This is a genomic window from Candidatus Binataceae bacterium, from assembly GCA_035508495.1.
GTDB lineage: Bacteria > Desulfobacterota > Binatia > Binatales > Binataceae > JASHPB01.
This window is the reverse complement of record DATJMX010000024.1, coordinates 1-13,262: the sequence shown is the minus strand read 5'-3', so window position 1 is coordinate 13,262 and position 13,262 is coordinate 1. Positions and strand designations below refer to the sequence as shown.

The 13,262-nt window shown below is 58.7% G+C and carries 13 protein-coding genes; 10 read left to right on the top strand and 3 right to left on the bottom strand.

The annotated features are described in order from the left end of the window. The first annotated feature begins 35 nt into the window (after window positions 1-35). The 6 genes from VMA09_08210 (at window position 36) to VMA09_08185 (ending at window position 5,539) form a co-directional block, all read left to right on the top strand. Window positions 36-806, top strand: coding sequence for a lysophospholipid acyltransferase family protein (locus tag VMA09_08210; GenBank protein HUA33575.1), 771 nt, complete (start codon window positions 36-38; stop codon window positions 804-806). A 312-nt stretch (window positions 807-1,118) separates the two neighbouring features. Continuing rightward, entirely contained in the window at window positions 1,119-1,895 is a 777-nt protein-coding gene (locus tag VMA09_08205; protein HUA33574.1) for an N-acyl homoserine lactonase family protein, read from the top strand. Window positions 1,896-1,900: 5 nt separating this feature from the next. Beyond that, the gene (locus VMA09_08200) at window positions 1,901-2,245 is read left to right on the top strand and encodes a zinc ribbon domain-containing protein (GenBank protein HUA33573.1); all 345 of its coding nucleotides are present in this window, start codon (window positions 1,901-1,903) and stop codon (window positions 2,243-2,245) included. Between the two features lie 268 nt (window positions 2,246-2,513). Beyond that, window positions 2,514-2,990, top strand: a complete 477-nt coding sequence (locus tag VMA09_08195) for a hypothetical protein (protein HUA33572.1) — start codon at window positions 2,514-2,516, stop codon at window positions 2,988-2,990. 72 nt (window positions 2,991-3,062) lie between these two features. Continuing rightward, window positions 3,063-3,956 (top strand): TauD/TfdA family dioxygenase, encoded by an 894-nt coding sequence (locus VMA09_08190; protein HUA33571.1) that lies wholly within the window; start codon window positions 3,063-3,065, stop codon window positions 3,954-3,956. 59 nt (window positions 3,957-4,015) lie between these two features. Further along, window positions 4,016-5,539: an extracellular solute-binding protein gene (locus VMA09_08185; GenBank protein ID HUA33570.1), complete on the top strand. Its 1,524-nt coding sequence runs from the start codon at window positions 4,016-4,018 to the stop codon at window positions 5,537-5,539. A gap of 50 nt (window positions 5,540-5,589) precedes the next feature. Here VMA09_08185 and VMA09_08180 read toward each other — a convergent pair whose 3' ends face one another. Both VMA09_08180 and VMA09_08175 read right to left on the bottom strand, forming a co-directional pair. Further along, complete coding sequence (locus VMA09_08180) at window positions 5,590-6,015, bottom strand: hypothetical protein (GenBank protein ID HUA33569.1); 426 nt, start codon at window positions 6,013-6,015, stop codon at window positions 5,590-5,592. A gap of 343 nt (window positions 6,016-6,358) precedes the next feature. Next, window positions 6,359-7,576 carry a cytochrome P450 gene (locus VMA09_08175; protein HUA33568.1) on the bottom strand — a complete coding sequence of 406 codons (1,218 nt, stop codon included), beginning with the start codon at window positions 7,574-7,576 and terminating at the stop codon, window positions 6,359-6,361. A gap of 541 nt (window positions 7,577-8,117) precedes the next feature. Between VMA09_08175 and VMA09_08170 the strand changes: the two genes are divergently transcribed. Together VMA09_08170 and VMA09_08165 are read left to right on the top strand one after the other, a co-directional pair. Then, on the top strand, window positions 8,118-9,128 hold the full coding sequence (locus VMA09_08170) for an LLM class flavin-dependent oxidoreductase (GenBank protein HUA33567.1): 1,011 nt from the start codon (window positions 8,118-8,120) through the stop codon (window positions 9,126-9,128). A gap of 239 nt (window positions 9,129-9,367) precedes the next feature. Beyond that, window positions 9,368-10,027, top strand: coding sequence for a hypothetical protein (locus VMA09_08165; protein ID HUA33566.1), 660 nt, complete (start codon window positions 9,368-9,370; stop codon window positions 10,025-10,027). 8 nt (window positions 10,028-10,035) lie between these two features. Here VMA09_08165 and VMA09_08160 read toward each other — a convergent pair whose 3' ends face one another. After that, on the bottom strand, window positions 10,036-11,601 hold the full coding sequence (locus VMA09_08160) for a hypothetical protein (GenBank protein ID HUA33565.1): 1,566 nt from the start codon (window positions 11,599-11,601) through the stop codon (window positions 10,036-10,038). A 332-nt stretch (window positions 11,602-11,933) separates the two neighbouring features. On the opposite strand from VMA09_08160, the gene VMA09_08155 reads away from it, so the two are divergent. Continuing rightward, a complete protein-coding gene (locus VMA09_08155) occupies window positions 11,934-12,326 on the top strand; it encodes a hypothetical protein (GenBank protein HUA33564.1) in 393 nt (130 codons plus the stop codon). 82 nt (window positions 12,327-12,408) lie between these two features. Next, on the top strand, window positions 12,409-12,861 hold the full coding sequence (locus tag VMA09_08150) for a hypothetical protein (GenBank protein ID HUA33563.1): 453 nt from the start codon (window positions 12,409-12,411) through the stop codon (window positions 12,859-12,861). The last annotated feature ends 401 nt before the right edge of the window (window positions 12,862-13,262 follow it).

The following is a 13,262-nucleotide window of genomic DNA, read 5'->3' as shown; positions in this document are numbered from 1 at the left end:
TTGTGATTTCGAAACGGCGCAGAGGATAAGTCTCGATGGCTGAGAAAGTCGAGCTCCCGGCATTCACCATTGACGCACGGCGACGGTTGTCCCTGCACTACTTATGGGGAGTCGCGGCTACTGCCATGTCCGTTCTGCTCACGCTTCTGCTCGCGCTGCCCGCATTCGCTCTGGCTACAAGCAGGCGCTACAAGGCACTCGCACAGCTCGCGAGGTTTTGGGCTCGAGGAATCGTGAAGTTTTGCGGCGTCAGGGTCGAGTTATCAGGTTTCGAGAACCTCACGAATTTGACTCCCTGCTTATTAGTTTCGAACCATCAGAGCTTCTTCGACGTCTTCACCATGCTCGCATTCATGCCGATCAATACTCGTTTCGTCGCGAAGAAGGAGCTGCTGAAATTTCCGGCCTTCGGCTATGCGCTCCAGCATTCAGACAATGTGGTAATTGATCGCGAGGCCGGCGGCCGCACCATCCGGCACGCGATACACGTTCTACGCAGCGGATTGAATCTCGGTATCTTCCCGGAAGGCCATCGATTCACCGACGGCAGGGTGCATGAATTTGAAGATGGCACCGCGTGGCTCGCGATTCTAAGTCAGAAGCCGGCAGTGCCGATGGCGATCGGCGGCTCGGGTCTGATTCTTCCGCCGTCGGCAGCCGTAGTTTCGCCCGGCAGAATCTTGCGAATCGCGATCGGAACGCCGATTCCGACTGCTGGCATGCGAAAAGACGATCGCGCTGAGCTGACCAGTCGTCTTCACGAGGAAGTCAGCAAGTTATATCAATCGGTGAGCGCCGGGCTCTAGCTGCTCGTCAGCAACAACTTGCGTCGCTGCTGAACATCTCGAGTTCGCAAAGGCGGCCTGCTTCGCAGGTTGAGGTCACGAGCATCGATGGTTCCGCGGCCGACTGGAAACGCTGGTGTGGCGCGACCTGCGAAGTTCCGCTGGTACTTCGCGTCCTTCGGCGAGCTGGCGAAAGCAAGCGCATCGCCGCTGGACTTCTCGTGGGAACCGCACTAGGACAGGGTGGCAAGCAGGACCGCGATCATTTCCGGCAGCGCTAAACACTAGTCGAGCTACGACATAGGCAGTCGCCAATCAGGAGCTCAGTTTACAATGACTAATGGTAAAATCCGCAAGATGTACGCACTGCCCGGTGCGCAGCTTTCTGCACCACGCTCGCTGCTCGTTCAGGGCGGCGACGCCACGATGGTCAAGCTGCCCTGCCCCTCGTTTCTGATGGAACACCCGAAGGGTCTGGTGTTGTTCGATACCGGATGCAACCCGCGCATGATCGATGATCCAATCGGATACCTGGGCGAGCACGCGCGCAATTTGCCGCTGGAATGGAGCAAGACCGAGACCCTCGATCGGCAGATCAGGCAGGTCGGCTATCAGCCATCAGACATCAAGTATGTAGTCGTATCGCATAGCCACTTCGACCATGTCGGCGGACTCAGCTACTTTCCCAAGGCGAAGTTTATCGTCGGAACCAACGAACTGCGCTACGCCTACTGGCCCGATCCCGATCGACGCTGGGTATTCGTGCTCGAGGACTACCTGCCGACGCGTGGCTACGACTGGCTGGAACTCGGATGCGATTTCGATCTGTTTGGCGATGGCAGCCTGCAGTTTCTGCTCACTCCAGGTCATACGCCCGGCGAATGCTCGCTGATGGTCAGGCTCTCCAACCGCGACATTCTCCTGACCGGCGACACCGTGCATCTGCGCGAAGCAATTGACCGGGAAGCGACGATGCCGCTGGACACCGACCCGAATCAATCAACGCATTCGATTCGCCGCCTCAAAGCAATACGCGAGATGTACGACGCCACTCTATGGATCACCCACGATCCGGAGGACTGGTCGGCGATGCCCCATATTATCGAGTAGCGACGATGCCGATATACGAATGGCGATGTGATTGCGGTTACGAATTCCAGGAAGTGATCTCGTGGCGCGAAGCCGATCGCGGAAGACGGTGCCCGCGATGCGACTCACCTGCGATGCGGGTACCGTCGACGTTTTCGATCGGCGGCGCGGGGGCGATTCCACAGGTGAAAGTGAAGAAGCCCCACGTACCGCAAGCGCCGAGCTCTGCCCGCTTATGCGGCATGGACGATTACTCAGCAACCCGCATGACCGCATACAAAACGGGCCTTGGTGCGCAATTCGACGATTATCATGCGGCGGTCGCGGAGCAGAAGAAATCACTGCCCTCAGAAAATCGCAGAAAGCCTTAGCTTTTTCCTCGTGAATACGGCGGCGTCGCTGCAGCTTTGCATCCTGGGAAAAACGCGCCGGATATCAAACGCGCGGATCTTCCAAGTCGAACTCGAGCAGCACTCGAAACACCAGTTACGAGGTCGATCGGGGTGAGCCGATTTGAGCGGCGACCACAAGCACCTCGAACGCAAAGCGGGTTTTCACCGGCATCTTACCGAGAGAGTTTGCCGCGGCGACGCAAGCTGCCAATCTGGCAAAGACTCGATCCCTGGAAGGAAGAGCACGATGAATCGACCACGCACGCGTGACCTGAAATGTACCCTGCTTTCGACGCTTGGGCTCGTCACCTTGATCCTGCTTTCATCCTCGGCCCGAGCGACCGAGCCGCAGGGAACCTGCACCGCCGCAACGATGCATGGCACTTACGTGTATGGCTACACGGGGTACACCGTGAGTGGCAGCACGCTCACGCGCTTCGCTGTAGCCGGTCTGGTCGTCTTCAATGGGAACGGAACCGCACACGGTACCTGGACCACCGCAACCGAGGGTGAGCCGGTGGAGCACCAGAGCACGTTTCAGGGCCGCTATAGCGTCAACGCCGACTGCAGCGCGACCGAAGTCGATACCGATCAGAACGGCAACATTTTTCATTTCGATGATTTCACGCAACCGGGCGGTCAGGAAATCAGCTTTGTTGAAACCGACCCAAATGTAGTCAGCTCAGGCACCGAAACTCGAACGCAGCAACCTCTGCCTTACTGACTAGGATCGCGTGGCTTCAGGAGTGGACTCCGTATCATGTTGACGGGAGCCAAACGCATTGAGGACTAAGAGATGACCGACACGGGAGTCGAAAGTGCTCTGAAGATACTTCCGATAGCTGGAAATATCGGCGCAGAGATCGGCGGCCTTCGCCTATCTGGCGACCTCACGCCTTCGGTGGTTCGTCTCGTGCGCGAAGCGCTCCTTAAATACAAGGTGATCTTTTTTCGTGGGCAAGAGCATCTGGATGAGGTCGGTCATGAAGCGTTCGCAAGCCTGATGGGCGATCCAGAACCACATCCAACACTGCCGCCTCTTGAGGGAAGCCGCGCGGTGCTCAGTATCGACCACTCCTATGGCGACCGCACGACGGCGTGGCATACCGACCTGACCTTTCTCGATGCATACCCTCAGGCCTCAATTCTTCGCGCTCTAGTTGTTCCCAGCTATGGCGGCGATACCATATGGGCGAACACCGCAGTTGCCTACTCGTCATTACCACCCAAGCTGCAGGAATTTGCCGACAACCTGTGGGCCGTTCACACGAACGTTCACGAGTTCTCGGCGCTCACCAGAACTGACAAGCGTGAGGACGTGCGCCGAAACTTCGAGCTCTTTACTTCCAGTGTTTATGAAACTGAGCACCCCGTGGTGCGGATCCATCCGGAGTCCGGCGAGCGATGTCTGGTGCTGGGTGGATTTGTGAGAGAGTTCGTCGGCTTACCAGTGTCCGACTCTCGACAACTTTTCCAGCTCTTCCAGGAATATGTCACGCGGGTCGAAAATACTGTGCGATGGCGTTGGGCCAAAGGTGACGTGGCGGTTTGGGACAACCGGGCCACTCAGCATGCCAAGGTGAATGATTCTGGCCCAGAGCAACGCTTGCTCCATCGCGTTTCGGTGGCCGGCGACGTGCCGGTCAGCATCTCGGGTCGTCGAAGCCAGATGCGTAAAACCGAACGGTAGGCCGAGAGTTTGAAAGCGGCGAGCGCCGCAGAGGGCGATTTTTCAAGGCAAGGAAAGCCATGAGCTTCAAGGACCACGACCAGCGTACGTTCATTATCGACTCGGCCAACGCGTACAGCAGCCAACGGATTTCCAAGCGCGAGTTCCTACGCCGCATGGGCCTCGCCGGGATAGGCTTCTCGCTCTTCGGGCTCGCCTCGCTGGGCAGCCGCCGCGGACCGCGCAGCTTCGGCTTTGCCGAGCCGGCCTATGCCGAGGGACTGCCGGACGACCAGGCCAAATGGCTTAAAGAAGCCGGCAGCAAATACCGCGGCACGAAGATCCGCTTTACCTCCGAGGCCACGCCGCCCACCCTCGTGCTCACCCAGCTCAAAGAGGAGTTCACCCAGGCCACCGGAATCGAGGTGGAGCTCGAGATCCTGCCGCTCGAGCAGGTGCTGGCCAAGTTGATGCAGGACGTGCAAGGTCGACTCGGCAGCAACGATCTTTATTATCTCGACCAGTCATGGATCGCGGCCTTCGCGCAGGACACCGTCGATCCGATGCAGTACTACAAGGACAATCCCGAGCTGGCGATGCCGGATTTCGATTTCGGCGACTTCTGCCGTCCCCTGGTCGAGGGTGTAGCGCAGGTGAACGGCAACTGGATCGGCATTCCCTATGACATACCGATCTTCATCCTGATGTACCGCAAGGACCTGCTGGACAAGCACGGCATCTGGGTGCCGACGACCTACTCTGAATTCACGAATGCGGTGAAGGCTATCACCGGAGCTGAGAAGGCAAACGGCATTTTCGGCACCGGGTTGCAGGCGAAATCCGGCCACTATTCGCTGGAGTGCGATTGGAGCCAGGCGGTATGGGGCCACGGCGGCTCGATCTTCGCCAGGGACAAGAAGTTCTCCGCCAACGACCACCAGGGCGTCGTTGGCTTGCAATGGTACCAGGAGCTTCTGAAGTACGCCGCGCCCAGCTCGATCGACTCGACCTGGGACGGGCAGTTCCAGATGATGGTTTCGGGCCAGGTGGCGCTGGTGCAGAGCTGGGACGAGTTCTTCCCGGGCCTGGACGCCGACGACTCCAAGGTGCGCGGCTTGTGGGATCCCGCGAAACCCCTGACGCCCGTGGCGTTGCGCCCGACGGCAGATTGCGGCTTCAACGAGAAACCGAATGCGGCACACCAGGGGGGCTCGTCGATCGCGCTCTCGAAATACTCCCGGAACCGCGAGGCAGCCTGGATCTTCATGCAGTGGCGAACTTGCAAGGAGATCATGACCCGCTGCACGCTGGCCGGCGGATTCGCGCCCACCCGCAACTCATGCTTCGAGGATCCTAGAGTGAAGGCCAAGGCCAAGGTTATGGCCGGCACCACGCGCCATCTCGAAATAGTCAAGTGGACTATCAACAACGTCATTGCGACCGAGCCGCACTTCGCGCAGTGGATCGGCTATTCGACCAACGAGCTGCCGACCGAGATCGGCAAGTTGCTGACCGGCGAGGACTATGGCGGTGATGCGAAGAAGTGCATGGACGCGGTGGCGAGTATCATTGACACCAAGAACAAAGAGGCCGGTCTTCTGTAATCGGCCCGGGAACATTTGCCGACGGAAGTCGTGGGTTGCTGGAACAGGCTCTACGGATAGCCAGCCTCATCTGGAATAAGCATTGCGTCGTTAATTTCCGACCATGAAACGGGGGTATCGGTTTCGAGCTTCTTGACGACCCGATCGACACTCGTTGACTGTACGTTACAGTCCTGTTCGAAAGTAGCGTCCCAACCACCTTGATGATTGCGCCACATCTGATCGTCGAGCGCTTTCACTTGCTCCAGTTGCTTGATCAACTCGGCTCGCTGGGCGGACGAAAGCTGCTTCGGCGGGACGAACAGCGCATCTGATATTTCGGAGCTGGGTACATCGGACTGCTTACTCAGATCTTCGATTGCCGTTTCAGCTTTCCCGGCTTGCGTCATGTAGTCCCCGATTTCAACCGGACCCAACTCGGTATCCATCGCATCCGTCAGATCGGTTTGTCTCGCTTGCTGTAGCTGCTCAATCAATTGTGCTCGTTCTCCAGGTGGCATGCCTCGAGAGACCGAACATGAAGACATACACAAGAACGACAGAGCAATCAGTAGTGATATTTCCCGAGAACCAAATATGCAGTCAGCGATAGCCCTGCAGGAAATCGAAAGCGCCAACCGGCCGCGGTTTGACTTTCGCTCCGGCGGCCTTCTTTGGTTTCGATAGACTCGGGATCGTGACTCACTTGCCATCCGGCGATCGTGTCGCTCCAAGACCCGGCGGTCCACCAATCGCGCTGCTGCGGTGGTTGCGAGGTCGAGAACGCCTTTAGAGCTTTTCGGCGGTCGATGATGAATCGCCGGATGCCTGCTGGTTGTTTCAGGCATGGGCGGCGGAACCGGGTGAGAAACGGACCGGGAGACGACGCGGTCCGGAAATGAAGTTGGAGGGAAGCCATTCGGCCGGCCCGGCCGGCTCGATATCGGGCAGGCGGGTCAGTATTTCACGCAGCATCACCTGGATTTCGAGCCGCGCGATGTGCGCGCCGAGACAAAAGTGCGTACCTCCGCCGCCGAATGCGATGTGATCGTTGGGGCTGCGCGCCACGTCGAAGCGGTCTGGTTCAGCGAACAGCGACTCGTCGCGATTCGCCGAGCCATAGTACATGACGACCTTGTCCCCCGCGCGAATGGTCTTGCCGCCCAGCGTCGTGTCGCAGGTGGCCGTGCGCCGCATGTAGACAACCGGACTGACATAACGGAGCATCTCTTCAACCGCGAGTGGCAGCAGACGATCCAGATCGGCCTGCAGCTTGCGCCGCTCAGCCGGGTTTTCAAACAGTGCGAGCATACCACCAGCGAGCAGATTGCGGGTTGTATCGCCGCCCGCGTTGATTAGGAGCAGGAAGAACATCGCGTACTCAGCGGGGGTCAGCCGATCGCCTTCGATCTCGGAACTGAGAAGGCGGGTCGCGAGATCATCGCCCGGCTTATTGCGTTTTTCCTCAGCGATCCCGAGTGCGTAGCCAAGCAATTGCGCCGAGGCGGCACGCTTTTCAATCTCCGGCACCGCCTCCGACGAGGAATGCATCTTCTCGGTCCATTCGTAGAGCAGCCTTCCATCTTCGAGCGGAATGCCCATCAGCTCGGCGATGACGTACGACGGCAACTCGCCCGCGATCTGGCTGACGAGGTCGCATTCGCCACGATCGATCACGCGATCGATAATCTTGCGCGCGAGTTCCTCAATTCTTGGTTTCATCAATCGCGCGCTGCGCGGGATGAACTGCGAGCTGACCAGTGCGCGGTAGCGAGTGTGCTTGGGCGGGTCCATGAACAGCATCATGTTGCGCGATGCGGCCAGTCCGTCGGGGTCCATGTCATTGATTGCGATTCCGCCCACGTACGAGGAGTAAGTGTTCGGGTCGCGGCTGATGGTGTATACGTCGCGATGACGCATCACGGCCCAAAATCCTCGGCCATCCGGTTCTTCGTGCCGGTACACGGGATCGTTAGCGCGCAGCCACCGGAATTGATCGTGTGGCTGTCCGTGAGCGAACGACGTAAGGCTAAGCAGATCGATCTTGAGTCTTTCCATAGCGATCCTGGTCACGCGCCTGAGATGACCTTGGGGAATTTGGGATGGCGAACCGGCTCTCCCCTTTTATCAGCCACGCCCGAACATCGACGTTTATTGGACGACAAGCAATTGGTGTCACAATCCCCCTTTGCACGATACCGCCTGAGTGACACATGTGAGAATCCGGAATGAATTCTCCGTGGGCAAGTCGTACAGCATCAGCCTGTCCATGCGCTCCCGATTGGATCAAAGTTAAATGACAGGAAGAAACGGTAGTATTCTGCCAGGTATTCCAGAACATCAGAGTACCGCGATTTAAATGCAGATCGCGACGCAGACTGGCGCGCCGCGATAACCGATTGCACGGTCGATGGAATGCAAGTGTTGCGCGAAGGGGCCAATCGCATCCGCGGCATCCGAGGCGGTGCTGATCGAAGCGATGGAACTCCGCAGCCATCTGCAGTTAACTGAGATTCATGACGGACGGACCAAGGTTTGCGATGAGCGGCCAGCCCGAGGGGATCTACTCGGTTCCGGGCGTGGAAGGGTGTGAGCACGAATGACATCACGGCTCAGCTTCGGCACCAATCGGTTCGCCTTCCCTGACCCGGTCAGGCTGGCCAAGTCGTGTCGCGAAACGGAGGCGGCGGGCTTCGATCATTTGTGGTTTCCAGATTCCCAACTGCACATGGGTGACGTCTTTATCAATCTGGTGACCGCCGCGCAGAACACCGAACGAGCATCAGTCGGCACCCTGATCGTGAATCCCGTGACGCGTCACCCGAGCGTCATCGCCAGCAGTATCGCAACGGTAGATCTCTATGCTCCGGGCCGTACGCTGATGTGCATGGCGGCGGGCGACACCTCGGTGCTTCAGGTCGGACTACGCCCGGCGCGCATCGACGAGCTGGAAACCGCGGTGCGAATCGTGCGCGTTCTGCTCGCCGGTCAATCCGTCGAAATGGGCTGGAGCCGTCCGACCCGTCTCGATCATCCGCGCCCCGTGCCTGTAATCGTGACTGCAGGCGGCCCTCGGGGTTTGGCAATGGCGGGACGCAGCGCAGATGGCGTGGTGATTCGAGTCGGCGCCGATCCCGAGTTGATAAACTGGGCTTATCAGCAGTTTCGCACTGCCGCACTGGACGCCGGACGCGATCCTGGGGCCCTATTCACCGCAGTACACCTGCACACCATCATCACTGACGATCCGGATCTGGCCGCGGCGCGCGGGCGTGTAATGGCGGCTGGTTATTACGAAGTGAATCGCGCGCTGTGGGAACGCCTGCAGCTCAAATGGCCGTGCGCGCCGCTCCGGGAGATCCTGTCGATCGTCTCGCCGGACTTCCACCATGCTGAAGACATGGCGCTGGCGGCGCGGATGGTGGCCGAGATCCCGCTCGAGATCGCCCGGCGATTCTGCCTGATGGGCAATGCGGTGCAGGTCCGCGACCAACTGTCAAAGCTGGTCGCGCAATCGCCATGGCTCCGCCACATAATTCTCCAGCCCAACATACCGGGCCGTGAGTTCATCGCGGCCTGCGGCAGTGCGATCATTCCGGCGTTTGCCTGACCTCCAGACAATGAAAATCGAATAGCTATCCCGAAATCAGATTGCCCACTTTCTGTGTATCCAATTTGTTACTCTATTAGATCGGATGAAGGCCGTTTACGACAAATCGTCTAAGTGTTGGGTTGACTAGAATCTCTGCGAGACTGCGAGTAGAGAGTTAGTGACGAACCGCGATGATGTTGCGTACATCACTGCCCAAAACTCTTAGTGATAAATCGCATTTGCGACAGCGCTGCGGCATGATTCTTCGAACGACGGCGTTTGGCAGCGCACTCGCGGTGATGATTGTCACTTCGTTGAGTACAGCGGGGACGCGGACCAATACACCTACGCCGGCCTTTCAGCAGGAAATGCAGCGGAACTATGAGGACCTGTTCAAGGCGGCGATCATCACAGGCGTCGCGGATCCGAACGGAATCTCGATGTCGCTCGAGCAATTGCTTGGAGCGGCGAATCGTAACGGTCTGCGACGGCTCAACGATCAGTGGGTCGGCGAGTTGATCCAGCTTCGCGCGCAGTTGATATATCTTGCCAACACGCGCACTTGTGCAAGCCTCTGGTCAGGCTCAGTCGATCGGGGTTTCGTTCCTGCAATCGAAACGCTCGAGCCGCAACAGCAACGGTTATGGGCGCAGATTTTCGATCAGGCCGCGCTCGCAATTATCAATCGAACGCCCGCCAGACCTGCACCAACGCCGGAGCAAATTGAGCCCGCGCTCGCGCGGACGATGAAACAGATGGCACCGCCGGACCTCGAGGCATTGAATGAGGCACTCGCCGGATCGGCGCAACTAACTCCCGACCAGGAGTGCGGTGCCGCGCGCGCCTTGTACGGTAACATTGCACGAGCTGATCGCGCGGATGCGCTCACGCTCACGCGCGCGATGTTCTACCAATAGTGCGATTGTCAGTGATTCGGATAGAGCGCCGCCCAGTTCATACCGTTCTGAGTATAGAAGGACTTCATCTGCGATATTGAAGAAAGTTGTACGGTCGATCCCGGACTATAGACAGTCACCGTTTTGCCATCTCCGACTTGCGGGCCGTAATTCGCGCCGGCTGCCGTTGGATCGTTTCTTTTTGCCCACGTGTCATGCGTACCGTGCTGAACGACATCCTGGATTGGATTATTGCGATACTGCTGCTTGATGATTTCGTCGAAAAACTGATCGGTGACGTCATTTCCGGCGCTGTCATAGACACCGTGAATATCCATGTCGCTATAGAAGTGGCGGCCGCCCTGCGACACCAGACCGGTCGCCGGGTCGCGTACGTAGCCGCGCGCCTTCTCTTCCGGCGTAAGCTCATCGGAGGCGAGCCCGGCGTTCGGTTGTTCCGCTAAAGGTTTGTTCGGATCAATTTTGGCGGACTTCGCTTTGAGGCCGGGGCCTTTCGGATAGTAGCCCTCTTTGCCGTAAAAGCGCGTCGCCGCAGGATTGCCGTCGCGAACGACGATCTTCCAATTCTTCTCCTTTGCAATCTTTTGAAGGGTATCGTCGACTTGGGGCAGCATTCCGCGCTGTTGCGGGGGCGGCGCCGGAGGAAACTCCTTGTTGCTGCCGGCGACGCTGGTGGCGGCTTTGGCCGCCTGTTTGAAGCCCGCAGTAACCTTTCCTTCTTCGGCAGCTGCCGAGGCCGCCGCCTTAGCGGCTTTCCAGAAACTACCGCCTTCGGACCCGACTTTGGCGGCTGCGCCAGCTCCCGCCCCGAAGGCATTGCCAGCCCAAGCCTCGACTACCTGAGCAAAGGCGGTCCCGGGATCCATCGGATGGGTCCACTTGTTGATCAGATCCTGCCGCATCGCATCGGCGATCGCTTTGGTCTTGCGGTCAGCATCGTTGAGGCCGTTGTTGATTGCCTTTTCGTTTTGCGAAGCCTGAGCTCCGGCCCGCTGGAGCGCCTGCGGACCGCCCGGATATGCGGAGCCCGCCGCGTCGTTGAGGGCCTGCAGCAAGGAAGGCGGCCCTTGATTTCCGCGACTCGGGGCTTGCGGCTGATTGCTGATGTATCCGCGATACGGATTTTGCGGGGTGCCTGGCGCCGCGTTGGAACCACCACCAGATGCAGGGGTGCTGCCACCGGATTCGGAAGCACCGGCGTTTCCGCCCGAGGCTCCTATCTGGCAGATATTGTATTGCGTTTCCGCATCAACTTGTTGCTTGGCTAGTTCCTGTTGCTGCTGGACATATTCCTCGCCCGCGCTGCGCCGACACCCCGGATCGCCATTACACCCGATCTCCTGCTTCTTGAAGTTGGCATCGAGAAGGTCGCGCGCGATCGCAATCTGGCGTTCGGTGTCGGAATAAGTCTGCTGACAGGATTGGCCGCTTCCACCCTGTGACCCTGAACTCGAATTGAATTCGTCTTGTGCGATCGCGCTCGTGGAGAGCGCGAGCAAGGCGACGACCAAGCAGATGATACGCCGAGCCGCCCCGGGCCTCGTGCGGATGTAACTGGAGATCGATTGAAGCATCGCCCTGTCAGCCGTTTGGAGGCAGCGTGAACGACCAAGCAAACTTTCATCTCAGCTGTTAGCACAATGGATGTCGGATTCGTAGTCGCACTATTCAAGACGAAAATACCCCTCGTATTACGCGCGATCTTTAGCTATTTATCGGTAAAGAATATTTACTGACGAAACCCATGCTCAGAGCTGCAATTTTCGCCGTTGCCATCGTCGTAGCCACCGGATTTGGCGCTGGCGCTCGAGCTCAAGGAATCTCGTCTGGCGATAACGGTACGAACGGCCCGTGTGGCTACTATGGACACCCACCCTGCAAAATTGCCGGATGGAATGCGTGCGACTTGATCACGCCCAGCGATCTTGCGGCGGTATCGGGCGAATCATGGACGCAGCACGGGAGCGGCCCGATGCGGCCGATCGCCGGTGCGGCGCTGATCAACGAATGCCAGTACAACGGACAGGGAGCGCAAGGGGACGACATCGAGATAACGACGGTGCATACAGGTGGACGCGCCGAATTCGATCGCCACGTGCATTCCTCGGATCTGCATAGCGTGAGCGGCGTCGGTGATGCCGCTTACCTGAACGCGGTGCCCGGCGGCGCGCGTATTCATGTGATCCAAAACGGCACTTACGTCGAGATCAGACTTCAAACTTTCAGCTCAAACTCGAACCTTGGCACCTGGGCCACCGCTTTGGCGCGCAAGGCTGCCGATCGGATCAAAAGCAAATAGGTCTATCGCATCGTAGCGCAGGCAAACCTCGCGACTGACCGCGTAACCGTCTACAGGGGAAATCATGTTTCACAGAACGTTGATGGCATCGATCATCGCATTGACGATCGCGGTGGTGAGCAGCGGGCAGGCGCAAGCCGCGGACGCTCCATGCATCCTGATGACCGCCGACGATGTTACGGCTGTGATGGGCGGCCCGCTGGTAGGACCGAACTCGGACTCGACGACTTGCGCTTACACCAGCCAGTCGACCACCTGGAACGGGCAAAATGCGAGCGCGACTCTGATGATCGCCGGCGGACGCGCCGAGTACGCTCAGTCTGTCGGTTTTGGGGGCAAGTACGGCGGAACACCCTATTCGACGCTGAACGGCGTCGGCGACAAGGCATACGAAAACAACAGCTGCGGCGAGCAGTGCTCACAAGTAGGCGTCCTCAAGAAGAATACTTTCTTCATGATAACGGTGCAGGAAGACCCCAAGCACGCGCAGTCGGCCGTCACCCTGGCGCGCAAAGCCGCGGCCCGAATCAACTAGATCTCCGCGCACTCGAGCATCGCGGTAAGCCCCGCTCGAACCTGCTTGCGATCAATTCTTCGGAAGCGGCAATCGCAATCTTGTCACGATTGGGGTGGACCCATGCGCGACACTTTTTGCAGGAAACGCATGCGGACGAGATCCTGCGCACGTTCTTCGCTCGCACTTCTTGATCCGCGCTGCGGAGCGTAAGAGGCATGCACAAACCACTGCCACACATTGCCGTGCTGCTGGACCGACTCTAGCGATGGCCGGATACCCGCTCTTAGTGTTGGCGGGGCTTCCGCTTGCGGCGGTTGCCGTCGTGCTGCTTCAGCACTTGCACTATCTTCACGTAAGGCGGCGCGCGGCGCAGGATCGCCAGCCGCTCCTCTATGGCAAAAGCGCTTTTCACGTTGTGA